Raw genomic sequence first — 23961 nt, forward strand, 5'->3', positions numbered from 1 at the left:
AGCGAGGAGTTCGACATGGTGTACGTGAGTGAGTACGCGGACGTCGCGGTCGTCGACGAGCCCATCCACGACGCCGTGCTCGGGGGTGCGGCCGCCCGCGGCGACGCCCCCGCCCTCGTCGACGGGGTGGCCGGCACCACCCTCTCGTACGCCGGGCTCGACGGGTTCCACCGCAAGGTGGCGGCCGGGCTCGCCGACGCGGGCGTGCGCAAGGGCGACGTGGTGGCGCTGCACAGCCCCAACACGATCGCCTACCCGGTGGCGTTCTACGGCGCCACGCGCGCGGGCGCCTCCGTGACCACCGTGCACCCGCTGTCCACGCCGGAGGAGTTCGCGAAGCAACTGCGCGACTCGTCCGCGAACTGGATCGTCACCATCACCCCGCTCGTCGAGTCGGCCCGCGCGGCGGCCGAACTCGCGGGCGGCGTACGGGAGATATTCGTCTGCGACCCGACGGGAACCTCGGGCCACCGCTCGCTGATCGACATGCTCGGCACCGCGGCGCCGGAACCTGTCGTGGAGATCGATCCCGCCGAGGACGTGGCCGCGCTTCCGTACTCGTCCGGCACCACCGGCACGCCCAAGGGCGTCATGCTCACCCACCGCAACATCGCCACGAACCTCGCCCAGCTCCAGCCCGTCCTCCCGACGGGCCCCGGCGACCGCATCCTCGCCGTCCTGCCCTTCTTCCACATCTACGGCCTCACGGCGCTCATGAACGGCCCGCTGCGGCAGGGCTCCACCGTCGTCGTGCTGCCCCGCTTCGACCTCGAAACGTTCCTCGGGGCGATCGAGAAGCACCGCATCACCCACCTGTACGTCGCCCCGCCGATCGTCCTCGCCCTCGCGAAACACCCGGCCGTGGAGGGCTACGACCTGTCGTCCCTACGTCATGTCATCAGCGCCGCCGCGCCCCTCGACGGCGAACTCGCCCGCGCCTGCGCGCGCCGCCTCGGCCTGCCGCCCGTCGGCCAGGCCTACGGCATGACGGAGCTCTCGCCCGGCACCCACGTCGTCCCGTACGACGCGAAGAACCCGCCACCTGGCGCCGTGGGCAGGCTCATCGCCTCGACCGAGATGCGGATCGTGTCCCTCGACGACCCGGCGAAGGACGTGGCGCCCGGCGAGCCCGGCGAGGTCCTGATCCGGGGGCCGCAGGTCATGAAGGGCTACCTCGGCCGCCCCGACGCCACTGCCGACATGATCGACACCGAGGGCTGGCTGCGCACCGGGGACGTCGGGCGCGTCGACGCGGACGGCTGGCTGTTCGTCGTCGACCGAGTGAAGGAACTCATCAAGTACAAGGGTTTCCAGGTCGCCCCCGCCGACCTGGAGGCGGTGCTGCTCGCCCACGAGGGCATCGCCGACGCGGCGGTCATCGGCGTCCTCGACGACGACGGCAACGAGGTGCCGAAGGCGTTCGTCGTGCGCGCGGACCCGGCGCTCGGCGCGGACGCGGTGATGGCATACGTCGCCGAACGCGTCGCCCCGTACAAGAAGATCCGCCGCGTGGCGTTCATCGACGGGGTGCCGCGCGCGGCCTCCGGGAAGATCTTGCGCCGCGAACTCAGGGAGATCTGATATCTGATGGCTGTTGAGAGTGCGCTCGGCGACCTGGTGACGCACGCCCACGAACGTGGCGTCACCACCCTCACCCTCGACTCGCCCGCCAACCGCAACGCCCTGTCGTCGGCCCTCGTCGGCGAGCTGGGGGACCGGCTGCGCGACGCGGACAAGGACCGCGACGTACGCGCCGTCGTCCTCACCCACACCGGCGGCACCTTCTGCGCGGGCGCCGACCTGCGGGATCCTCCGGATCCGGACGCGCTGGTGGGACTGCTGCGGCAGATCGTGGAGTTGGGTAAGCCGGTCGTCGCGCGGGTCGACGGGCACGTGCGGGCGGGCGGCCTGGGGCTGGTGGGGGCGTGCGACATCGCGGCGGCTTCAGCGGCATCGTCGTTCGCCTTCACCGAGGTACGCATCGGGGTCGCGCCCGCCGTGATCTCGATGCCGCTGCTGCCGCGCGTCGATCCGCGGGCGGTGGCCCGGTATTACCTGACGGGTGAGCGCTTCGACGCGGCGGAGGCGGCGCGGATCGGGCTCGTGACGGTGGCGGGGGAGGGGGTGGACGAGGTGTTGGCGCCGGTCGTGGAAGGGCTACGCAAATCCTCCCCCGAGGGCCTGGCCGAGACGAAGAAGCTGCTCACGGTTAAGGTCCTGGAGGCCTTCGACCGGGACGCGGAGTCTCTGACGGCGCTGTCCGCGCGGCTGTTCGGCTCCGCGCAGGCCCGCGAGGGCATGACTGCCTTTCTCGAACGACGGGATGCCGCATGGGTGTTGTGACGCTGCCGAAGCAGGACCGTTCGCGGGTGACGCGGCAACGGCTCCTGGAGTCCGCGGTCGCCTGCCTCGCCGCGCACGGCTGGGGCGGCTCCACGGTCTCCGTCGTCGCCGAGCACGCCGGCGTCTCGCGCGGCGCCGCCCAGCACCACTTCCCTACCCGGGAGGACCTGTTCACCGCGGCCGTCGAGTACGTCGCCGAGGAGCGGTCCACCGCTCTGCGGGGGCTGCGTCCGCAGGGGCGGGCGGAGGCGGTGGCGGCGCTCGTCGACCTCTACACGGGGCCGTTGTTCCGGGCGGCGCTGCACTTGTGGGTGGCCGCGTCGAACGAGCCGCAACTGGGTGGGCGGGTGACCGAGTTGGAGGCACGGGTCGGGCGCGAGACCCACCGGATCGCGGTGGAGCTGCTGGGCGCGGACGAGTCCCTGCCGGGGGTGCGGGAGGTCGTCCAGGGCCTCCTCGACATGGCCCGCGGCCTCGGCCTCGCGAACCTCCTCACGGACGACAGGGGGCGGCGGGAGCGGGTGGTGTCCGAGTGGGCCGGAATCGTGGAACGCTCACTGGGCTGACCCGCTCGACCGCCCCTACGCCACGGGTCTCCGCCCCGGCCCCCGCGCCTCAATCGCCGGCGGGGCTTGATGTGTCGGCACCGTCCCCACGCCACGGGGCGCCGCCCCGGACCCCGCGAGTCTCGTCCCAGAGCGGGGCTTGATTGACCGGCACCGTCCGCAGGCTGCGGGGCCCGCTGCTCAATCGCCGCAGGGGCTTGATGACCGGCACCGTTCTCACGCCACGGGGCTCCGCCCCGGACCCCGCTGCTCAATCGCCGCAGGGGCTCAAAAGGGCCAATCTCCCCCGCCCATCTCCCACCCACCCGCCCCCTCCGGGGGCTCCGGCCCAGAGCGTGCCCACGCCGCGGGGCTCCGCCCCGGACCCCGCGCCTCAAACGCCGGCGGGGCTTGATTTGCCACGGCTCCCCGGCTGTTGAGGTCGACCGCCCCCGCCTGGGGCGACCCGCCGCCGACCACGGCTCCCCACCCGTTGCGGTCGGCCGCACCCGACTTGGGCAATCTGCCGCCTGGGGCGGCAGGGTGGGCAAGGCGGCCCCCGGTGCAGCGCACCCTTCACGGCAGGCGTCGGCCACGGCACCGCCAAGAATCACGGTGCCGTGCAACAGGAACCAAGGGCGCCGACCCCGGCACCCGGTCTAACGGGCGATGTCGCCGTAACCGCCGATCTCCTGCGGAGGACGTGACTCCGGGCCCACGTAGCGGGCCGAGGGGCGGACGAGGCGGCCCGTGCGCTTCTGCTCCAGGATGTGGGCCGACCACCCCGCCGTACGGGCGCACGTGAACATCGACGTGAACATGTGCGCCGGCACCTCCGCGAAGTCCAGCACGATCGCCGCCCAGAACTCCACGTTCGTGGCAAGCACCCGGTCGGGCCGCCGCGCGTGCAACTCCGCCAACGCCGCCTTCTCCAGCGCCTCGGCCACCTCGAACCTCGGTGCCCCCAACTCCCGCGCCGTACGCCGAAGTACACGCGCGCGAGGGTCCTCCGCCCGGTACACCCGGTGCCCGAACCCCATGAGCCGCTCACCGTTGTCGAGCGCCCTGCGGACGTACGCCTCGGCGTCCCCGGTCCGCTCGATCTCCTCGATCATGCCGAGCACCCTGGACGGCGCACCGCCGTGCAGCGGCCCGGACATGGCGCCGACGGCCCCGGACAGCGCACCCGCCACATCGGCCCCGGTCGAGGCGATGACGCGGGCCGTGAACGTAGAGGCGTTCATGCCGTGTTCGGCGGCCGACGTCCAGTACGCGTCGACGGCCGCGACATGCTTCGGGTCCGGCTCCCCGCGCCAGCGCTTCATGAACCGCTCGACGACGGTGTCCGCCTTGTCGATCTCCCGCTGCGGCACCATCGGCAGACCCTGCCCGCGCGCGGACTGCGCGACGTACGACAGGGCCATGACGGCGGCCCGCGCGAGGTCGTCGCGGGCCCGCTGCTCGTCGATGTCGAGCAGCGGCTTCAGGCCCCACACAGGGGCGAGCATGGCGAGCGCCGACTGCACGTCGACGCGGATGTCACCGGAGTGGACGGGGATCGGGAACGGCTCGGCCGGCGGCAGGCCCGGGTCGAAGGCGCCGTCGACCAGCAGCCCCCAGACATTCCCGAACGACACGTGGCCGACCAGATCCTCGATGTCGACGCCGCGATAGCGCAGGGCGCCGCCTTCCTTGTCCGGTTCGGCGATCTCGGTCTCGAACGCGACGACACCTTCGAGGCCTGGAACAAAGCCGGGGGTGAGGTCGGACATCGGGCGGCTCCTCTGGATGCGTGGGCGGCTCGGGTGCTGGAACACCCGTGGTCCGGACGGGGGTACACCCGTGATGCCCCGTACGGCAGGCGGCTGAACCGTTTCGGCCCCTGGAACATAACCCTCCGTGCCACAGTTGGCGAGGGCTCGCGGCACTCAGTGCCATGTTTCACTCTGGGTGCGTCTGTGCCCTTCCGTCCGGCAGGATGACGCCGTGAGTGCCCACGACGATCCCGAACTCGACCTCGCCGACATGCGCGAGCAGTACCGCGCCAAGAACGGCGGCCTGCTGGAGGGGGACCTCGCCCTGCACCCGATGGAGCAGTTCACGCGCTGGTTCAAACAGGCGGCGGCCCCGGGCTCCCCGCTGCCCGAGCCCAACGCCATGGTCGTCTCCACCGCCGACGCCGAGGGCCGGCCCAGCTCCCGCACGGTGCTGCTCAAGTCGTACGACGGGGCGGGCTTCGTCTTCTACACCAACTACGGCTCCCGCAAGGCACGGGACCTCTCCGTCAACCCGCACGTCGCGCTGCTCTTCCCCTGGCACCCGATGGGGCGCCAGGTCCTGGTGACCGGGACGGCGGAGCGTACGTCGCGGGCCGAGACGGAGGCGTACTTCCGCACGCGCCCGCACGGCTCCCAGCTGGGCGCGTGGGCCAGCGCGCAGTCGTCCGTGGTCGCCTCGCGGGAGGAACTCGACGCGCGCTACGCGGAGCTGGCGGCGCGCCACCCGGAGGGCACCGCGGTCCCGGTACCACCCCACTGGGGCGGCTACCGGATCACGCCGGTGACCATCGAATTCTGGCAGGGCCGCGAAAACCGCCTCCACGACCGCCTCCGCTACGTCCGCGAGACCACGTGGCGAGTGGAACGCCTCAGCCCGTGACGGGTGGGCAATTCAAGCCCCTCCGGCGATTGAGGAGCGGGGCCCGGGGCAGAGCCCCGCGACCTCAACCCCGGCTCCCGGCCACGTCACAACTCCGCCAAGACCCCGTCAAGGAACGGCTCCACCGCGGAGCGCCACGCCTCCGGCTGGTCGTAGTGCACGAGATGCCCGGCGTCGGCCACCTCCGCGTACACACCCCGAGGCAACACCCGAACCATCTCCTGCGCCTCCGCCCGCCCCAGCTCCCCGTCCAGCCCGCGCAGCACAAGCGCCGGGCACTGCACCGCCGCCAGCTCCTCCCAGTGCGCGTCGAACACCCACGTCGACCGCGCCTCCAGCATCTGGCGCCGCGAGAACACCGGCCGCCAGCCGTCCGGCGTCTCCGTCATCACCTCGGCGTAGAACTCTCCGCGCGCCGGGTTGGGCCGCTCGACCCAGGGGTCGTCCTCCCCGAACCACTTCCGTACGTCCGCGAGCGTCGCGAACGGCAGCGGCCACGCCTTGAACCAGTCCTCCCACTCCCGCTGGGAGGCCGTCCCGAGCGCGGAGGCCCGCATGTCGCAGATGACCAGGCCGCGGACGAGGTCCGGCCGGCGGGCGGCGAGCTGCCACGCCGTGAGCGCTCCCATGGAGTGCCCGATGAGGACGGCCGGCTCCAGGCCCAGCTGGACCAGTGCCTCCTCCGCGTCCAGGACGTACGCCTCCCGGTCGAACGGGCCTTCCGGCGGCTTGTCGCTCTGCCCGTGCCCGCGCTGGTCAAGGGCGACCGCGCGATGTCGCTCGGCCAGCCAGCGCGTCGTCCCCGCCCAGTGGGACGCCCGCCCCATGAGCCCGTGCAGCAGCAGAACTCCGGGATTGTGCCCGACCTCGCCCGTCTTGGGCGGGTCGGCGAACTCCCAGGCAGCCAGGTGGATCCCGCCTGCCCCGGTCACGTCGATGCGCCGTGCCATAGGCCCTGGCACCCCCTCGTGGTCGCGCCTGCAGTCGCGTACCCGCTCACGCTATCGAACCTGTTTTCGAAAGCGCGGTGCTCTCCGACAACACCCCTCATTTGAGTGACAGAACTCAAGGAATGACCGGCGCTGTCGAGGGGATCTCTTCAGCGGGAGGCGGACCGCTCGGGGAAAACGGTCCGAGGGGATCGACCCTGGGAGCTCGGGGCTCCGGGTCGGAACAGGGGAGGACAGGCCCCGGCGCCGCAAGGCGCCGGGGCCCTCTGTATGCGGTGCGGCGTTCGACGCCGCCTCCGGTGCACCCCGTGCCCCCCAGGCCCGTCGCGCCCCGATCGGCCGGTCCATGCGGCCCCCTCTGGTCATATGCCTCACGCGACAGCCTCGCACGCCGAGCGTCCGATCGCTGCGGTTCCGCACAGTGAATCTTGTTTTCTGCGCGGAAGTGCAGCATGTGCGGATACAAGTCAACTTACCCGCACGACACGGAAGTTGACGCCCGGCCCACAGGCGGTCGCTCGGCTCAGCGCTTCGCCACGAAGACGGTCAGCGCTTCGCCACGAAGACGGTCAGCGCTTCGCCACGAAGACGGTCAGCGCTTCGCCACGAAGACGGTCAGCGCTTCGCCACGAAGACGTGCGAGGCGATCTCCGCCTCCAGCTCCGCCGCCTCGCCGCTGCTGCCGACGAGCACCCCGCCCGGCGACTGCGTCACGCTGACCACCGAACCGGGCTGCACGCCCGCCCGGCGCAGCGTGTACATCAGCTGCGCGTCCGTCTGGATCGGCTCGCCGATGCGGCGCACCACGACCGTCTTGCCCTCGGCGCCCGGGTCGAGGTCGGACAGCGAGACCATCCCCTCGTCCAGGAACGGGTTCGCCCCGTCCTTCTCGCCCAGCTCCTCCAGGCCCGGGATCGGGTTCCCGTACGGCGACTCCGTCGGGTGCCGGAGCAGCTCGAGGACGCGGCGCTCCACCGCCTCGCTCATCACGTGCTCCCAGCGACAGGCCTCCGCGTGCACCTGCTCCCACTCCAGGCCGATCACGTCCACGAGCAGACACTCGGCGAGCCGGTGCTTGCGCATCACGCGCGTCGCGAGCCGCCGGCCCTCGTCGGTCAGCTCCAGGTGCCGGTCGGCCGCCACGGCGACCAGCCCGTCCCGCTCCATGCGGGCCACGGTCTGGCTCACCGTCGGCCCGCTCTGGTCGAGCCGCTCGGCGATCCGGGCGCGCATGGGGACCACACCTTCCTCCTCCAGCTCGAGGATGGTGCGGAGGTACATCTCCGTGGTGTCGATCAGTCCGGACATACGTGCCCCTCGTGTAGCTCTCTAGCTCCGCGGCAGCTCCGCTGGCTGTCCGCGCAGCGCGTGCGCTGGCCCTGGAACCCAGAACTCAATTCTGACGCATACCGCTGACAACCGTGACGCGCCGGGGAAACACCGGGCCCGCGGGGGCCGGGGACCGTATTGACAGGGCACTGGTCCAGACCGCACCGTGATCCGCGAACGCGCCGAGCACCACCGGGACGCGACCCGACTCACCAGGACTCAAGGGGCACGCCGATGAGCGAGAGCAAGCTGGCCGCGCAGTACCTCGACGCCTCCATCGGACTCCTCACGCGGATCCGTGACGAGGAGGCCGACAACATCGCCGCCGCCGGCACCCTCCTCGCCGACACCGTCGCCGACGGCGGCCGCCTCTTCGCCTTCGGCGCGGGCCACTCCGGGCTCGCCGCTCAGGACGTCGTCTACCGGGCCGGCGGCCTCGCCCTGATGAACCTGCTGTCGGTGCCCGGCACCGTCGGCATCGACGTCATGCCCGCGACGCTCGGCTCCGCCCTCGAACGGGTCGACGGGCTCGCGGCGGCCGTCCTGGAGGCCAGCCCCGCACAGGCGGGCGACGCGCTGGTGATCATCTCCCTGTCCGGGCGCAACGCGCTCCCCGTGGAGATGGCCCTCAGCGCCCGCGCGGCCGGCATCAAGGTCATCGGCGTCACCTCCCTGTCGTACGCGACCGGGCCCGACGCCCCCACCTCCCGCCACGTCTCCGGCAGCTATCTGCGCGACCACTGCGACGTCGTCCTCGACTCCAAGATCGCGATCGGTGACGCGGAGCTCACCCACGAAGGCGTCGACACCCCCTTCGCGCCCGCCTCCACGGTCACCGCCAGCGCCCTCATGCAGGCGACCCTCGCGACCTGCGCCGCGAACCTGGCCGACCGGGGCATCCAGCCCCCACTGCTGCGCTCGGGGAACGTCGACGGCGGCCTGGAATGGAACGCGAAGGTCTTCGAGGAGTACGGGGACCGGATCTACTACCGGCGCTGAACGGGACCGCCCGAGGGCTCCCGGCGCTGAACGGGACCGCCCGAGGGCTCCCGGCGCTGAACCGGGCCGCCCAAGCGCTCCCGGCGCTGAACCGGGCCGCCCAAGCGCTCCCGACCCCGTACCGGTCTATCGGTCTACCGGTCCGCCGCCAGCGCCCACGCCAGATCCACCGCACCCGCGATCCGCACCGCCACACTCTCCGCGTACACGGCGTCCCCGCGCTCGAACCCGACCCTGCTGGCGCCCCGCAGAAACGTCACCACACCCACCGTCCGGCCCCGGCTGCGCAGCACCGCGCACAACGCGAACACCGTGCCCTCCGGCCACTGCCGGTCCTGGGCCCAGTCCCCGCGCACCGCGCCGCCCTCCGCGGCGGCCCGCACCGAACCCGCCCGCTCCACGCACTGCAACGCCGGATGCCCCGCCGCGTACCGCACCGGCAGGGCGCCCCGCGACACCAACAGGCTCGGCCCCGGCGCCCCCGAAGGCGTGGCCGCGGCCCGCACCAGACGCAACGGCTCCTCGCTCGCCACCAGGTCGATCACCGCGTGATCCGCGAACCCGGCGAGCGCGAAATCCAGATGCACGGTCGCCGCCTCGGCCGGGTTCTCGCACTCGGCGGCGGCCCGCGCCGCGCGGTGCAACTGCTGCGACCGGAACCGGAGCTGCGCGGCCTCCTGCTCGTTCTGCTTCGCCTCGGTCACATCCTGGAACAGCCACCCCACGCCCAACGGCACCGGCTCCTCCGCGAGCGGCGACGCCAGCCGTACGAAACCGCTGCGCCAGCACCGGCGCTCCGTGCGCCCACCGGCCTCACCGGGCCGCCGCAGCGTCACCCACATCTCCGTCGGAGACGGCGGCGGGCCCTCGGCGAGCACATGGGCGAGCACGCTCTCCAGCTCCTCCACGCCCTGCCCGATCAGATCCCCGAGCGGCCGACCCAACGCGGCGGTGCGCCCGGTGCCCATGGCCCGCGCCGCATGCCCGTTCACCACGGCGGGCCGCAGATCCGCGTCGACGAGCACGACACCCCACGCGGCGTCCTCGAACAGCGCCTCGCTCAGCGCGATGGACCGCTCCAGATCGATCTGCGTGTGCACCTCACTGAAGGCGCAGTACACACCGGCGGGCTTCCCGTCGGGACCCCGCACGGCGGCCGACTGCGTCCGTACGAGCACCCGCCCGCCGTCCTTGGTGAGCAGCGCGAACTCGTTCACCTGCCGCCCGGGAGCGTGCATCGAGGCGAGCAGCCGCCCCTGCACCTCCTCCGCGTCCGCCGGCCGCACGGCCCACCCCGCGAACCCGTGCCGCCCCACGGCCTCCTCGGCCGACCAGCCGAGCACGCGCTCGGCCTCCCGGTTCCAATGGGTCACGACCCCATCGGCGTCGAAGGCGCACAACGCGGCGTCCATGCCGTCCAACAACGCGGCCAGCAGATCGGCCCCGTCCGGCTCCGGCTCCTCGGGCCCGAGCGCATCAGTGGTCCCACTACGCCGGGAAGCACTCACCTGGAACCCCCTGCAGGCTGTGTCGGCGCGACGAATTCCTCGTACCGCTCCAGATCATTCAACTCGAACGTGACGCATCCCACACGGACTTCAGGCAAGTTCGGAGAAACCCAAGAGCACATACAACCAGCATGCAACGCATGACGACATTGCCCGACGGCCGCCCCGTCCCGCCCACGACCTCCGACGAACGCACCACCCTCGTGGCCTGGTTGGACTTCCACCGCGAAACACTGGCCGTCAAATGCGCGAACCTGACGGACGAACAGTCACGCGCGCGTGCCGTCCCCTCCTCATCCCTCACCCTCCTCGGCCTGGTCCAACACCTGGCCGAGGTCGAACGCAACTGGTTCCAACGAGTCTTCGCCGCCGCCCCCGACACCCCTCCGGTCCACGACACAGGCGGCCCGGACGCCTTCACCCTCACCGAGGACCGCACCCTGTCCGACGCCCTGGCCGCCTGGCGCACCGAGGTCACCCGCGCCCGCGAACTCACCGCGACCGCCTCCCTCGACGCAACCGGCACCCTCTCCCCCCAGGAAGCCGCCTTCACCGGCGACCCCAAGGTCTCCCTCCGCTGGATCCTCACCCACATGATCGAGGAATACGCCCGCCACAACGGCCACGCGGACCTCCTGCGGGAGGCGATAGACGGGACGGCGGGGGCGTGACGCCCGCTTCAGAGGAACGCCGTGACGGCCGACGCGAACGCCTCCGGCGCTGCCCGGTGGACCAGGTGCCCGACCGGAATCGTCACCACGCGCCCGTCCGGTAGGCGTTGGGCCAGCTCGGCGATGCCGTCCTGAGGGACGTGGCTGCCCGGTCCGCCGGCGATCACGAGCGTCGGGGCGGTGATTCGCCCGAGCCGGTCGAGCCACTTGGGGTCCGGCGTATCGATCTGCGCCCTGATGGCCGGCACGAGGGCCCAGTCGAAGGCGAGTTGACCCTCGGGCCTCGTCGGGGTGGTCGGCTCTCTCGGGCGGGGCACCGGAACGTCCTCCAGGACCAGTCTGCGCACTCGGTCCGGATGTTCTTCAGCGAGGAGGTAGGCGACGGCCCCGCCCATGGAGTGACCGATGAGATCCACGCATGCGAGCCCCAAGGCATCCAGGAACCCGAGCACATCGGCCCGCATGAGTTCGAGCGAGTACTCGCCCGGGCGGTCGCTGAGGCCGTGGCCTCGCAGATCGAGTGCGTACACGTGTCGGGCACGGTCGAGAGCGGGCCGGACCGGCTCCCAGTCGGCGGCTGTCTCGCCCATCGCGTGCAGCAGCACGAGGGGTGGGGCGTCCGGTGGGCCCGAGAGCTGGTAGGCCAGCCGGACACCTCCCACGTCGGTGGAGAGGTGATCAATCATGTCCGGAGGGTAGGCCCCTCAAGGTCGCGTAAAAGCGGTTGAAGGGTGCGCGGGACCTTCCTAAAGTGGGTGACACATCGAAGGGAGGTGGTTCGGCAGATGTATGAATCCCGGACGCGTGAGGTGACTGCGGGCTAGCGGCCCGACGTCGCATTTCGATTTCGGCGCCGGACCAGCGCGCGATATGTGCGCGCAGCCGGCCCAATCCCAAGCAGTCACCCGACCCGCGAGCCGCCGGTACGTCCGGTCGGCTTCCGACCGTCCTCAGGGGCGGGAGGAACCAGGCTCGCGGGTCGTCTGTGTTTTGCCCCTTCCGTAAGGCCTCAGCTTTCAGCCTTTGCTTACCGCCAGCAGGATTTCCGGGAGGCGGTTCGATGTGCGCGGGGCCGCCAGGCGGAGGCCGAGGAACGTCGACGCCGCTCCGTACGCCGCTCCGATCGGGAGCAGGATCCAGGTCCAGGACGCCGAGCCCGTCGCGTGCAGGGTGATCGTGAGGGCCAGGACCGGGGTGCAGATGAGGGCCGCCGCGACCATGCCGCCGAAGATGGAGATCCACGCCAGACCCGCCTGGCCGGGCGCGACGTTCTTGTAGCCCTCTTGCGGGATCGAGTACGGGAAGCGCGCCGAGGTCCACGCGCCGGTGGCGAGCATCGCGCCGAGCAGGGCGTAGGAGAGGCCGAGGACTTCGGGGAGGTCGGGCCAGGCGTTCAGCATCGCCGTGGTGATGACCGTGACGAGCGTGGCGTACGGGAGCGTGATCAGGAGCAGGGCGTACGCACGCGCGCGTAGTTCGGTGTAGGCGTCCTTCGGTGACGCGATCGTCATCGCCACCATCCAGAACGCCGATGTGTCCTGGCCGAACTGGTTGTACATCTGGATGCCGAGCATCCCGGAGGCGAAGCACGCGAAGTAGACGGTGCCGGTGCCCTGGAGGGCGTTGAAGACGGGGACGATCAGGCCGATCGCCAGGGATGTCACCCAGGCCGCTTTGGTTTTCGGGTCGCGCCATACGTAGCGGAGGCTGCGTTCCATGACCGTGCCGGTGCGGCCCTCCGGGAGGAGGTGGCGCCTACGTGTGCCGGTGCGGCGGCGGCCGGGGCTCGCCGCTTCGATCGTGGAGCCGTCCGGCGCGGTCATCAGGCGGGTCAGGGCGCGGCGCCAGAGGGTCAGGAGCGTCAGCAACGCCGCGGCGCAGAGGGCGAGTTGGGCCAGTGCCGTTCCGTAGGACGCCTTGCTCGCCGCGTCGACCGCCGCGATCGCCGATGCCGGGGGGATCCAGCCCAGGACCTTCGCCACCGGGTCGAGCGCGTCGACCCCGCCCGCCGCGCCGAGCCGCTGTATCCCGAAGTTCACGAGCTGCGCGCCGACCGCGATGACGAGCCCGCTCAGGACGGCGAGGTCGCGGCCCTTGCGGCTGGTGAGCAGCCGGATGTTGGCCGCGGCCACGGTCCGTGCGAGGGCGACGCAGGTGAGGACGGTGAGGGGGACTGCCAGTACCGCGACCACCGCGCCCGCCGCTCCGTGGGCCACCGCGTACGCGGCGCCGAACGCGAGGGAGAGGGTGAAGAGGGGGCCGATGCCGACCAGTGATGCCACGAGGAGGCCGCGGACCAGGGGGTCGGGGCGCAGCGGGAGCATCGCGAGGCGGGTGGGGTCGAGGGTCTCGTCGCCGCTGGGGAAGAAGAGCGGGAGGACGGCCCAGCCGAGGGCGAGGAGGGTGGTGAGGGGGATGCCGACGGTTGCGGCGTGCGCGTTGCCGTGGAGGAGGATCAGGCCGAGGAGTTGGAGTGCGCCGACGAGCGCTGCCGCGAGGAGGGACGCGATGTAGGCGGCTCGGCGGCCGGCGGATTGGCGGAGGCCGTTGCGGAGGAGGGCGAGTTTGAGTCGGACCAGTACGGATGTCATGGGCGGGTCCGTTTGTTGCGCCGCGGCGGGGTTGACGTCGCGGGGCTCTGCCCCGGACCCCGCTGCTCAATCGCCGCAGAGGCTTCAGTTTGTGGTGCTGACCTGCTGCCAAGCCAGTCCAGCGTTCCACCGGCGCCTCGCCCATGCGCCCCCACCAGTTCCAGGAACGCCTCCTGCAAGGAGTTCGCCTCGCCGCGGACCTCCGCCAGCGGGCCCTGCGCTCGGATGCGGCCCGCCGCCATCACCGCGACCCAGTCGCAGAGTGACTCGACCAGTTCCATGACGTGGGAGGAGAAGACGACCGTCGCGCCGGAGCGTGTGTAGCGTTCCAGGACGCCGCGGATCGTCTGGGCCGAGACGGGGTCGACGCCCTCGAACGGCTCGTCCAGGAAGAGGACTTCGGGGTTGTGGAGCAGGGCCGCGGCGAGGCCGATCTTCTTGCGCATGCCGGTCGAGTAGTCGACGACGAGTTTGTTGCGGGCCCCGGCCAGGTCCAGTACGTCGAGGAGCTGGTCGGCGCGTTTGTCGACCTCCGCGCCGGGCAGTCCGCGCAACCGGCCGGTGTACGCGAGGAGTTCGTGGCCGGAGAGGCGTTCGAAGAGGCGCAGGCCCTCCGGGAGGACGCCGATGCGTGCCTTGACCTCGGCGGGGTCGGCCCAGACGTCGTGGCCTGCGACGTACACGGTGCCCCGGTCGGGGCGGAGCAGGCCGGTGACCATGGAGAGGGTGGTGGTCTTGCCCGCCCCGTTCGGCCCGACGAGGCCGATGAACCGGCCCGCGGGCAGGGCGAGTTCGATGCCGGCCACGGCGGCCTGCTGCCCGAACGACTTCCATAGGTCGTGTACGCGTACGGCTGCGGTTTCCTCGGCCGAGGTCAACTGTGCCCGCCCTTCCTCGTCTTCGTCCGTCCGGGCACGATACGTCGACCGAGGGCGGGCCACAGGGAGGCGCTACCCGCGTTTGCCTTCGCGCCCGCACGCGTACGCCAGCGGGGAGATGAGTTCCTCCGCGTCCGGGAGCCAGCGGTTCGCGGCGGTCGGGCGGCAGGCCCACTGGGCGGCGCCCCGGCTGCCGAAGCGGGTCGGGGGAGCGGCGACGTACTGGCCCTCGCCGAGCGTGAGCAGGTCGAGGGAGGCCGGGGGCCAGCCCAGCTTCCGTACGAGGTCGGGGATCTTGGCGGTGGCGCCGGGGAGCACGAAGAACTGCATACGGCGGTCCGGGGTGCAGGTCACGGGGCCGAGGGTGAGTTCCATGCGCTCCATGCGGGCGAGGGCGAGGAACCCGGCGGTCTCCGGCACGTCGATCGCGTCGAAGGTGCGGCCCGTGGGGAGGAGGATCGACGCGTTCGGCTGCTTCGACCACAGCCGGCGGGCCACGGTCGCGCTGCCGGTCGCCTGCGTCGCCCAGTCGGGGCGTGCGGGGTGCGCGCCGGGGGCGGGGCACTGGGGGGAGCCGCACGAGCAGCGCTGGACGCCGTCGCCGATCTCCAGCCAGGTGCCCGGGAACACGTCCCAGTGCCGCTCTTCCGCGTAGCGGACGGCGGTGTCCAGGAGCGAGTCGCCGCGCTGCTGCGGGATCTGCCCGGCGGCGGTGGCGGGTGGGTTGACGTCCGAGGTGCCTGCGATGGTCTCTTCCACGTCGTTCTCAACTCTCGCCGCCACGGAGGGTTACGGGCGCACGTACGGGCGGAGCGGGAGCATCGTTCCCGCATGTGGGGCGCATGGGTGCATGGGTGGGGGCGCGCGGGCGAGGAGGCCCCGGGTGGTGGGTAGTGCGGGGAGGTAACAAGCGCGGCAACGCGACGGACCGGCGTCACACGGGCGTGTGTTTGACACCCGTTTGTGGTGCATCTTCCGTTTCCACTCAGGGCAGTGATGATCCAACGACCGGCTGTTGACCGGCAGTCGGACACCCGGACGGGCACAGCAGGGGGTACGCCATGGCCGCACGGCCTCTCGTAGCGCGACAGCCCAATGAACGGCTGCAGGCGCTCATCCAGGAAGCGGGCTGTTCGAACGCGGGGTTCGCACGCCGGGTCAATATGTGCGGTGCGGAGCACGGGCTCGATCTGCGCTACGACAAGACGTCCGTGGCGCGTTGGCTGCGCGGGCAGCAGCCGCGCGGCCGGGCGCCGGGGATCATCGCGGAGGCGCTCGGCCGCAAGCTCGGACGCACGGTGACCATCGACGAGATCGGGATGGCCAACGGGAAGAACCTCGCCTCCGGTGTCGGGCTCCAGTTCTCGCCCACCGTGCTCGGCGCCATTGAGCAGGTGTGCGAGCTGTGGCGAAGTGACGTGGGGCGCAGGGACTTTCTCTCCGGTTCGTCCGTGGCGTCCTCGGCGCTCGTCGAGCCGAGCAGGGACTGGCTGATCTCCGTGCCGGACTCGCAGGTGGCGCGGGCGGCCGGGCCGCGGGTCGGTCCTTCGGACGTGGCGGCGGTGCGGGCGATGACGCAGGCGCTGACCAACCTTGACCATCAGTACGGGAGCGGGCACGTGCGCCCGGTGCTCGTGCACTACCTGAACAGTGTGGTGAGCGGGCTGCTCGCGGGCTCGTACCGCGAGGCGGTGGGGCGTGAACTGTTCTCCGCCGTCGCGCGGTTGACGGAGCTCGCCGGGTACATGGCGATCGACACCGGTCAGCCGGGGCTCGCGCAGCGGTACTACATCCAGGCTCTGCGGCTTGCGCAGGCGGCCGGTGACCGTGGCTACGGCGGGTACGTGCTGGCCGCGTCCATGAGTCACCTGGCGGCGCAGCTCGGCAATCCGCGTGAGATCTCCCAGCTCGCCCGCGCGGCTCAGGAGGGGGCGCGCGGGCGTGTGACGCCGCGCGCTGAGGCGATGTTCCACGCCGCCGAAGCGCGCGGCCACGCACTCCTCGGGGACGTGAGGTCGGCGCAGTCCTCCTCCTCGCGCGCGGTCGCCGCCCTGGAACAGGCCGAAGGGCGGACCGACTCCGGGGACGACCCGGTGTGGATCGCGCACTTCGACCAGGCCTATCTGGCGGACGAACTGGCGCACTGTCACCGTGACTTGGGTCAGTCGAGGGACGCGGCGCGGTGTGCGCAGGAGTCGTTGGACGGGCATCCGGAGTCGCGGGCCCGGCGTCGCGCGATCGGCCTCGTGCTGCTGGCGACGGCGCAGGTGCAGCAGCGGGAGGTGGAACAGGCCTGTCACACGGGACTTCGGGCCGTCGAGCTGCTCGGCACGGTGCGTTCGAACCGGGGCGCGGAGTATCTGGACGACTTCAGGGAGCGTCTCGATCCGTTCCGGGAGGAGCCCGTGGTGCGGGAGTTCGGGGCGCGAATGGAGCTTCAGGCGGCGTGAGCGGCGCACTTGTGTGGACATGAGCGGCGTACTGGTGTGACGTGAGCTGTGTCATAACGGGCAAGCCGGCAGGCGGTTTTGTTAGTCGCGTCACTGGGGAGGCTTCCGGGGTTTGAGGTGCGTAGCACGGGCGTACGAAGACCCGGTAGCGTGAGCCGACGATTCCGACCCCCTACGTAGGAGTCTTACGGTGACGGAGCAGAGCGGGCAGAGTGGGCAGGGCGAACGCCCGCACCTTCCGCAGGCGCGGCAGACGCACGAAGGTGTCGTGCTGCCTGCCGACGGCGGTGAGCCCCTGTTGCCGGGCACGTACGGCGACCAGGCGGGTCCGGCGGGCGCGAGCCCGTGGGGGCAGCCCTGGGGGCCCGAGTCCCAGCAGGCGCACAACGCCGGGCCGATGCCGACCTACGACGGGTCCATGCCTACGTACGAGTGGGGCCAGCCGCAGGGCGCCGCGGCGATGCCGCCCGCGCAGCAGCAGGACCCCCATGCGCTGCCGCACCAGTCCTACGGTGCCGCCCTGCCGCAGCAGCAGCCCGCGCAGGCGCTGCCGCAGCAGTACGCGGAGGCGGGGCCGCTGCCGCCCGCGGCTCCCGCGGGACCCGCCCCCGGTGCCTACGACGGGGACGCCACGCAGTACATACCCCCGGCGCAGCAGCAGGCGGCCCAGTACGCGGCCGGTCCCGGGCTGCCGCCGGAGGCTCCCGCCCCGGACGCCACGCAGTTCCTGGGGCGCGCGCAGCCGATGCCCGATGCGGCGCCGCCCGGCTACGGGGGCTCCCCGGACAGCCAGGCCACGCAGTACATACCGCCGGTGCCCGGGCAGCCGATGCCGGGCCAGGGGATGCCCCCTCAGGGGATGCCCGCTCAGGGGATGCCCGCTCAAGGGATGCCCGCTCAGGACCAGGGCTACGGGGTACGTCCCGGAGCGCCCGGTGAGCGGCAGCCGCCGGCCGAGTTCGACGCCCTGTTCCGTACGGAGCCGGAGAGCGCGGCCGGAGCGACGCAGCAGATGCCGCGCTTCGACCCGAACGCGGCGCCGCCCGGACCCGGTGGACCGGGGATGACGGGCATGACGCCGCCCCCGCAGCAGTACGGGTACGAGCCCGAGCCCCCGCGCGGCGGCAAGACCCGCACGGGTTCCAAGGTGCCGCTGATCGCCGCGGTCGGCGTGGCCATCCTCGTCGTGGGTGTCGGCGCGGGCGCCATGCTCAGCGGCGGGGACGACGACGACAAGAAGACGGACGCGACGAAGAACGTGTCGAACTCGGCGCCCGCGTCCGAGTCGGCCTCGCCGTCCGTCGACCCGGCCAAGGCGCAGGCAGTCGAGCTCGACAAGCTGCTCGGCGATTCCAACAACAGCCGCTCTGCCGTGGTGCGTTCGGTCGCGAACATCGGCGGCTGCAAGGCGCTGCCCCAGGCGTCGAAGGACCTGCGCAGCGCGGCGAACCAGCGCAACGACCTGGTGACGCGCCTCGGCGCGCTTCAGGTGGACCAGCTGCCCGAGCACGCCCGTCTCACCGCCGCGCTCACCAGCGCCTGGAAGGCCTCCGCGTCCGCGGACGCCCACTACGCGAAGTGGGGCGACCAGGTCGCTGGGAAGAAGCGCGCGCTGTGCAAGAAGGGGCATGCCAAGCCGACGTCGGAGCGCAGGGCCGGTGACGGGGCGAGCGGCACGGCGTCCACGCAGAAGCAGCAGGCCTCCAAGCTGTGGAACGAGATCGCGAGCAAGTACGGGCTGACCCAGCGCTCGGCCGTCCAGCTCTGACGGGTTCGGCGGCAGCCGCGATCTCGGAGGCAGTCGCGGCCTCGGAGGTAGTCGCGGATTCGGAAGCGGTCGCGATCAGGAAAGCCCGGCGAGCGTGCCCGTCACGTCCACCGAGGACTTCCTGGTCGCCTTGAGCCGCCCGGAGACGACCTTCTGGAAGGTCACCCGCGCGTTGACCAGGCGCGGGAAGTCGCCGACCGGGGACATGTGGTCGTAGCCCCAGCGCAGCGGCGGCGTGAGCCCGCCGGTCGTGACCTTGACGTCGTCGTCGAGGGCGGTGCGCACGGTGCGCGCGGTGACCGCGCCGTCGCCGGCCGACTCGATGATCTGCCGCAGCACCTCGTACGCGATCCAGGTGGTCTGCACGCCCGCGTCCGCCGGGTCGATCCGGTTGTCGCCGAAGGCCTGCTCGTTGATCGCCCGCTTCATGGGGTCCCAGCGCGCGTCGTCCGACGCCGGGTACCAGCTGGTCACGTACGCCCCTTCGTAGGGGCTCTCCGGGCCGCCGGTGCGGTCGACGACGGTCTGGTCGACGCTGCCGAGGACAGTGGCGGTGCGCACCGAGGGGTAGTCCTCGCGCAGCCGCCGGAACGAGTCGAAGAACGTGTTCGTACGCTCCCCGAGCACCGCCGCGACGCAGCCCTCGCCCTGCGGCGCCCGGCTCGCGGTGTCGAGGGCGCGGCGGGCCTGGTCGGCGTAGTCGGTGGCGTCGTCGGCGGCGAGCATGTCGACGGCGGCGGGGCGGTGGCGCAGCGCGAGGCCGGAGTTGAGCAGCGGCGCGAGCTGGTCTCCGGCGATGGAGTCGGGGCGGATCAGGACGGTGCGGGCGCAAGGCCCGGACAGCTGGCGCCCGTTGCCGGCGAGGAGGGCGGCCTGGCCGCCGTTGACAGGGTAGGACAGCGGGCTGGTGAACTCCGCCTCGGTGGCGCCGTAGCCGCCTATGTAGGGGATGCCCGCGGACTCCAGCGGCGGCAGGAAGGCGTTCGAGTGCTGGCTGTACGAGCCGACGACCGCCACGGCGTCGTGCTCGACGGCGGAGCGGGCGCACCTGGCGGCGTCCACGCTGTCGTTGTGGTCGTTGCAGGTGAGGACCTTCAGCGTCCGGCCGCCGATGCCGCCGTGGGCGTTGATCCAGCGTGCGTAGGCCCGCGCCATGGCGGGCACCCCGGGCATGTTCGTCGCCCTGGTCTTCTCGGGGGCCCAGGTCATGACGGTCACCGGCCGGTCTCCCGCGCCCTTGGCGTCGCCGGGGACGAGCCCGCACCCGGCGACCAGGGCGGCGCTCAGGAGCACGGCCGCGGTGCGTATGTGGCTTCGGGGGGCGATGCGGTTACGGGTGCTGCTGGGGCGCCTGCCGGTCATGTGCCCGCACGATTCCGCCGCACCGCCAACGGTCGAGTGACCCGCGGTCGACGCGTGGTGACAATGAGGTGAATTACGGGGGTCGTGCGGGGCTCAAGAGGCCGGGACGTACGATCGATGACCGTGCAAACCTCGGACAACTCTTCCCGTCGCGGCCGTCGCTCAACGAAGATGGGCGGCATGCCACTCAACGACATGCCGTGGTGGCGCTGGCGCAGCAACGTGCGTTCCGCGCTGCACATGCTCTCCGACCCGTCGTTCCAGCGGGACGTCTGGCAGGCAGGCGTGGACGGATACGGGGACGTGACCGACGCCGTGTACCGCCTCGTCGAGGACACCTGGCTGGACAACTGGTCCGCCGAGAAATACGTCGGGACGATCTTCCGGGACTCGCAGGAGGCGGCGCTCGTCGACTCCGCCGTGCTCCGGGTCCTGCGGATCATGCACCAGGTGGGCCCCGACGCCCCGGTCGCCGCGTATCTGAACCACGAGGGCTGGCCGGAGGCGGTCCGCGCGGCCCGCGACGCCCATGTGAGGCTCGCCACGAGCGACGGCGAGGACCCGGACATGGCCCCGCAGACCCTCGAGGTGCTGCGGATCGTGACGAGGGCGGCGTAACCGCCGGACAGCTCGGTGGGAGGGGCCGAGGGTATGGGACCCTTGGCCCATGAACGCGCAGTCCGCCCCCGAGCAGTACGTCCTCACCCTCTCCTGCCCCGACAAGCAGGGCATCGTGCACGCCGTGTCGAGCTACCTCTTCATGACCGGCTGCAACATCGAGGACAGCCAGCAGTTCGGTGACCACGACACGGGACTGTTCTTCATGCGCGTCCACTTCAGCGCGGACACCCACGTGACCGTGGAGAAGCTGCGCGCCAGCTTCGCCGCGATCGGCGACTCGTTCCAGATGGACTGGCAGATCCACCGGGCCTCGGACCGGATGAAGGTCGTCCTGATGGTCAGCAAGTTCGGCCACTGCCTCAACGACCTGCTCTTCCGGGCCCGGATCGGCGCGCTGCCGGTCGACATCGCCGCGGTCGTCTCCAACCACACGGAGTTCGCCGAGCTGGTCGCCTCGTACGACATCCCCTTCCACCACATCCCGGTGACGAAGGAGACGAAGGCGCAGGCCGAGCAGCAGGTGCTCGATCTGGTGCGGGACGAGGGCGTCGAGCTGGTCGTGCTCGCGCGGTACATGCAGGTGCTGTCGGACGACCTGTGCAAGCAGCTCAGCGGGCGGATCATCAACATCCACCACTCGTTCCTGCCGAGCTTCAAGGGCGCGAAGCCGTACCACCAGGCGCATGCGCGTGGTGTGAAGCTGATCGGTGCGACCGCGCACTACGTGACGGCCGACCTCGACGAGGGGCCGATCATCGAGCAGGAGGTCGAGCGGGTCGGGCATGACGTCACGCCGGATCAGCTGGTCGCCATCGGGCGGGACGTCGAGTGCCAGGCGCTGGCGCGGGCCGTGAAGTGGCATGCGGAGCGCAGGATTCTTTTGAACGGTCGGCGTACGGTCGTCTTCGCCTGATCAGCCCCGCCGGCAACTTAAGCCCCGCCGGCGATTGAGGCGCGGGGTCCGGGGCAGAGCCCCGCGGCGTCAACCCCGACGGGGCGAAGGACACGGGGCTCTGCCCCGGACCCCGCGGGCTCTCGTCCCAGAGCGGGGCTTGATTTTGCCGAACCGGGCTTGATGGCACCGAACCGGGCTTGGATGGCCGAACGGAGCTTGGCTCGGCGTCACAACCGGCTCAGGCCAGCCGTCGCAGACAAGACGTCGCGGATGGCCTCGCGGTCGCCGATCTGGCCCGCTGCCGCTTCCTCCGGGAGGACGTGGCCCGCGGCGAGGCGGCAGAATTCGACGCCGTCCAGGGCGACATGGGCCACTTCCCGCTCGTCGGAGCCGACCGCCGCGGGGGAGTCGAGGGCGATCAGCCACTCGCCGCCACCCGCCCCCTCGACCTCCAGGCGCAGGCTGCGGCCGGGGCGCCCCGCACCGACGAGTTCCCGGGCGGGGGCCGCGAGGCCGTGTCGACGGCGCGCGGCCAGGGAGCCGGGGAGCAGCCGGGCGGCGAGGTCGATCATTCGGTTGAGGTGGCGCGGGGACGGGGCCTCGTAGGGGTAGTCGACCGCGTCCGCGATGTCACCGGCGTGGATCCAGCACTCGAAGGCCCGGTCGATCATGGCGTCGCGCAGCGCGAGCTCGAAATTGCCGTACGACACGGGGAGTTGACCCGAGCCTCCGGCGCCGGCCTCGTCCGAGCCCGCGAAGGACACCGTGCGGATGACGGCGTGCGACTGCTCGCGCCAGGGCGCCCGTACCGCGCGCGTGGGCGGGAAGTAGGACGACTTCCAGTACGCCTTGGTCCTCGCGGTGGGGCCGAGCTCCGGCGGCACGGGGGAGGGGTCCTCCAGGCCGAGGGCGCGGGCGACCAGGCCGTCGACGCTGGTGAGATGGGCGATCACACCCGCGACCGTGGTCTTCTTGCCGACCTGCTCCGCCCCCTCGTACCAGCGGAGCCGCACCGGCGCGTGCCATTCGCCGTCGCCGATGTCCTGGAGCAGCGCGTCGAGCCGGGCGGTCTCCGCGTCGTACGGGGTGGCCCAGCCGGGGACGGGGATGCGGGCGGGGCGCCGGGTGAGGCAGCCCTCCAGGACGCGGGAGCGCAGCATCGGGTCGAGGTCGAGGCTCTCCTCGGCGTGCAGCAGGCCGACGGCGTCGCGCAGCCGCAGCGCCTCCTCGGCGCAGGCGCCGCAGTCGCCGAGGTGGATCTCGACGGCGGCCGCTTCCTCGGGGGAGCAGGCGGCCAGCGCCCAGGCGCCGAGCAGCGACTTGAGGACGCGGTGCTCCAGGACGGCCGGTTCGGCCGCCGTGACCTCGGGCAGCGGGCGGCCGGCGTCCTCGACGGAGGAGCGGGGCGTCGGTATCCAGGGTCGGTCCGCGGGGCCGGGGCCCGCGGCGCCGGGCGACGGCTGGTCCCTGCCGAACGCCTCGTTCCCGCCTTGCTGTTCACCTTCTCCGGCGCCCTCGGGCTCCTCCTCGAAGGGGTTGAACCGGCCCGGCCCGTTCGCCGCGCTCACGCCGGCCTCCCGTAGCTGCGGCCGGGAGGTGTGCCCGCGTTGTGGGCCGTCGACAGGAGCTGCAGGCCGAGGCGGAGCCTGCGGCGGGCCTCGTCCTCGGTGACGCCGAGGTCGGCGGCGGTCTGGCGGTAGTCACGGCGCTGGAAGTACGCGAGGTTGAGCGCTTCGCGCAGCGGGGCGGGCATGGACGTCACGATGTAGTCGGCGCGGGCCGCTGCGGAGGCGTGACGCACCTTGCGCTCCAGGTCCTCGGTGGTGCCGAGCCCGGTGCGCACGAGGGCGGCGGACTCGGTCTGGCGCAGGCGCTGCACCGCGTGCCGGTGGGTGAGAGTGGCGATGAAAGAGCGCAGCGGGCCCTGCTTGGGGTCGTAGGACTCCGGATTCTCCCAGATCTGTGTGAACACGTCACGGGTGATCTGGTCGGCCGCCGTCTCGTCGTCGAGCACGCGGTGCGCCAGGCCGTGCACCAGTGAGGCGAACCGGTCGTAGAGCTCGCCGAGCGCGGCCGCCTCCCCGTGGGCCAGGCGCTGCTGCATCCTGCGGTCCCAGCGGGACGGGGTGTCCTTGGGCATGGGGCCCCCTCACCGACTGCCCGAACCATCTACTCTGCCTTGCTACTCGAATGTAACTGTCGGCGCCGACAGTGCACTCTCCTTTGCCGCATTGTGCGCGCCTGGGGAGCAGTAGGTGGTAAAGGCATTCGCCCCCGGAAACACGATGAGCGATTTGCTTCACATGTGACCGGCCAGGGCTTAACCAGGCCATATGTGATAGGTCTGCGGGAGTGTTTCATCCCGGTGCGGCAGGGCAGCCGCGCAGAAGAAA

21 protein-coding genes are annotated in these 23961 nt (G+C 71.8%); 10 read left to right on the top strand and 11 right to left on the bottom strand.

What is annotated here, in order from left to right:
• Nucleotides 1-18: 18 nt before the first annotated feature.
• Genes OHA73_RS24665 through OHA73_RS24675 form a run of 3 tightly spaced genes read left to right on the top strand, consistent with a single transcriptional unit; the run spans nt 19 to nt 2909 of the window.
• On the top strand, nt 19-1581 hold the full coding sequence (locus OHA73_RS24665) for a 4-coumarate--CoA ligase family protein (RefSeq protein WP_266718768.1): 1563 nt from the start codon (nt 19-21) through the stop codon (nt 1579-1581).
• 6 nt (nt 1582-1587) lie between these two features.
• Nucleotides 1588-2343 (top strand): enoyl-CoA hydratase family protein, encoded by a 756-nt coding sequence (locus tag OHA73_RS24670; RefSeq protein ID WP_266712680.1) that lies wholly within the window; start codon nt 1588-1590, stop codon nt 2341-2343.
• Nucleotides 2331-2909: a TetR/AcrR family transcriptional regulator gene (locus tag OHA73_RS24675; protein ID WP_266712682.1), complete on the top strand. Its 579-nt coding sequence runs from the start codon at nt 2331-2333 to the stop codon at nt 2907-2909. Before OHA73_RS24670 ends, OHA73_RS24675 begins: the two co-directional genes overlap by 13 nt.
• Before the next feature lie 638 nt (nt 2910-3547).
• On the opposite strand, the gene OHA73_RS24680 is transcribed toward OHA73_RS24675, so the two are convergent.
• Nucleotides 3548-4660, bottom strand: coding sequence for a citrate synthase 2 (locus OHA73_RS24680; RefSeq protein ID WP_266712684.1), 1113 nt, complete (start codon nt 4658-4660; stop codon nt 3548-3550).
• Nucleotides 4661-4913: 253 nt separating this feature from the next.
• On the opposite strand from OHA73_RS24680, the gene pdxH reads away from it, so the two are divergent.
• Nucleotides 4914-5546, top strand: a complete 633-nt coding sequence (gene pdxH / locus OHA73_RS24685) for a pyridoxamine 5'-phosphate oxidase (protein ID WP_267072824.1) — start codon at nt 4914-4916, stop codon at nt 5544-5546.
• An 86-nt stretch (nt 5547-5632) separates the two neighbouring features.
• Here pdxH and OHA73_RS24690 read toward each other — a convergent pair whose 3' ends face one another.
• Complete coding sequence (locus OHA73_RS24690) at nt 5633-6496, bottom strand: alpha/beta fold hydrolase (RefSeq protein WP_266712686.1); 864 nt, start codon at nt 6494-6496, stop codon at nt 5633-5635.
• Between the two features lie 615 nt (nt 6497-7111).
• Nucleotides 7112-7804: a metal-dependent transcriptional regulator gene (locus OHA73_RS24695; RefSeq protein ID WP_266712688.1), complete on the bottom strand. Its 693-nt coding sequence runs from the start codon at nt 7802-7804 to the stop codon at nt 7112-7114.
• Between the two features lie 255 nt (nt 7805-8059).
• On the opposite strand from OHA73_RS24695, the gene OHA73_RS24700 reads away from it, so the two are divergent.
• On the top strand, nt 8060-8824 hold the full coding sequence (locus OHA73_RS24700; RefSeq protein ID WP_266712690.1) for an SIS domain-containing protein: 765 nt from the start codon (nt 8060-8062) through the stop codon (nt 8822-8824).
• Between the two features lie 134 nt (nt 8825-8958).
• Here OHA73_RS24700 and OHA73_RS24705 read toward each other — a convergent pair whose 3' ends face one another.
• Nucleotides 8959-10332 (bottom strand): PAS domain-containing protein, encoded by a 1374-nt coding sequence (locus OHA73_RS24705; RefSeq protein ID WP_266712692.1) that lies wholly within the window; start codon nt 10330-10332, stop codon nt 8959-8961.
• A 140-nt stretch (nt 10333-10472) separates the two neighbouring features.
• Here OHA73_RS24705 and OHA73_RS24710 point away from each other — a divergent pair, with 140 nt between their 5' ends.
• A complete protein-coding gene (locus OHA73_RS24710) occupies nt 10473-11003 on the top strand; it encodes a DinB family protein (protein ID WP_266712694.1) in 531 nt (176 codons plus the stop codon).
• 8 nt (nt 11004-11011) lie between these two features.
• Here the strand turns inward: OHA73_RS24710 and OHA73_RS24715 are convergent, their stop codons facing one another.
• The 4 genes from OHA73_RS24715 to OHA73_RS24730 form a co-directional block, all read right to left on the bottom strand.
• Nucleotides 11012-11689 (bottom strand): alpha/beta fold hydrolase, encoded by a 678-nt coding sequence (locus tag OHA73_RS24715; protein ID WP_327656148.1) that lies wholly within the window; start codon nt 11687-11689, stop codon nt 11012-11014.
• Between the two features lie 330 nt (nt 11690-12019).
• A complete protein-coding gene (locus OHA73_RS24720) occupies nt 12020-13594 on the bottom strand; it encodes a transporter (protein ID WP_327656149.1) in 1575 nt (524 codons plus the stop codon).
• The gene (locus tag OHA73_RS24725) at nt 13591-14472 is read right to left on the bottom strand and encodes an ABC transporter ATP-binding protein (protein WP_327656150.1); all 882 of its coding nucleotides are present in this window, start codon (nt 14470-14472) and stop codon (nt 13591-13593) included. The genes OHA73_RS24720 and OHA73_RS24725 overlap by 4 nt, the downstream gene beginning before the upstream one ends.
• A 72-nt stretch (nt 14473-14544) precedes the next feature.
• A complete protein-coding gene (locus OHA73_RS24730) occupies nt 14545-15231 on the bottom strand; it encodes a bifunctional DNA primase/polymerase (protein WP_266712706.1) in 687 nt (228 codons plus the stop codon).
• 302 nt (nt 15232-15533) lie between these two features.
• Here OHA73_RS24730 and OHA73_RS24735 point away from each other — a divergent pair, with 302 nt between their 5' ends.
• Together OHA73_RS24735 and OHA73_RS24740 are read left to right on the top strand one after the other, a co-directional pair.
• Entirely contained in the window at nt 15534-16922 is a 1389-nt protein-coding gene (locus tag OHA73_RS24735) for a transcriptional regulator (protein ID WP_266712708.1), read from the top strand.
• A gap of 190 nt (nt 16923-17112) precedes the next feature.
• Nucleotides 17113-18690: a hypothetical protein gene (locus OHA73_RS24740; RefSeq protein ID WP_443063125.1), complete on the top strand. Its 1578-nt coding sequence runs from the start codon at nt 17113-17115 to the stop codon at nt 18688-18690.
• Nucleotides 18691-18765: 75 nt separating this feature from the next.
• Here the strand turns inward: OHA73_RS24740 and OHA73_RS24745 are convergent, their stop codons facing one another.
• Complete coding sequence (locus OHA73_RS24745) at nt 18766-20052, bottom strand: ABC transporter substrate-binding protein (protein ID WP_266712710.1); 1287 nt, start codon at nt 20050-20052, stop codon at nt 18766-18768.
• Nucleotides 20053-20169: 117 nt separating this feature from the next.
• Between OHA73_RS24745 and OHA73_RS24750 the strand changes: the two genes are divergently transcribed.
• Together OHA73_RS24750 and purU are read left to right on the top strand one after the other, a co-directional pair.
• Nucleotides 20170-20670 carry an SCO4402 family protein gene (locus OHA73_RS24750; protein WP_327656151.1) on the top strand — a complete coding sequence of 167 codons (501 nt, stop codon included), beginning with the start codon at nt 20170-20172 and terminating at the stop codon, nt 20668-20670.
• Between the two features lie 49 nt (nt 20671-20719).
• Nucleotides 20720-21586: a formyltetrahydrofolate deformylase gene (purU, locus tag OHA73_RS24755; RefSeq protein WP_267069614.1), complete on the top strand. Its 867-nt coding sequence runs from the start codon at nt 20720-20722 to the stop codon at nt 21584-21586.
• A 209-nt stretch (nt 21587-21795) separates the two neighbouring features.
• On the opposite strand, the gene OHA73_RS24760 is transcribed toward purU, so the two are convergent.
• Nucleotides 21796-23136 carry a zf-HC2 domain-containing protein gene (locus OHA73_RS24760; RefSeq protein WP_443063126.1) on the bottom strand — a complete coding sequence of 447 codons (1341 nt, stop codon included), beginning with the start codon at nt 23134-23136 and terminating at the stop codon, nt 21796-21798.
• The gene (locus OHA73_RS24765; protein WP_266712716.1) at nt 23133-23708 is read right to left on the bottom strand and encodes a sigma-70 family RNA polymerase sigma factor; all 576 of its coding nucleotides are present in this window, start codon (nt 23706-23708) and stop codon (nt 23133-23135) included. Before OHA73_RS24765 ends, OHA73_RS24760 begins: the two co-directional genes overlap by 4 nt.
• Between the last annotated feature and the right edge of the window lie 253 nt (nt 23709-23961).

This window comes from Streptomyces sp. NBC_00483 (genome assembly GCF_036013745.1).
Taxonomy (GTDB): domain Bacteria; phylum Actinomycetota; class Actinomycetes; order Streptomycetales; family Streptomycetaceae; genus Streptomyces.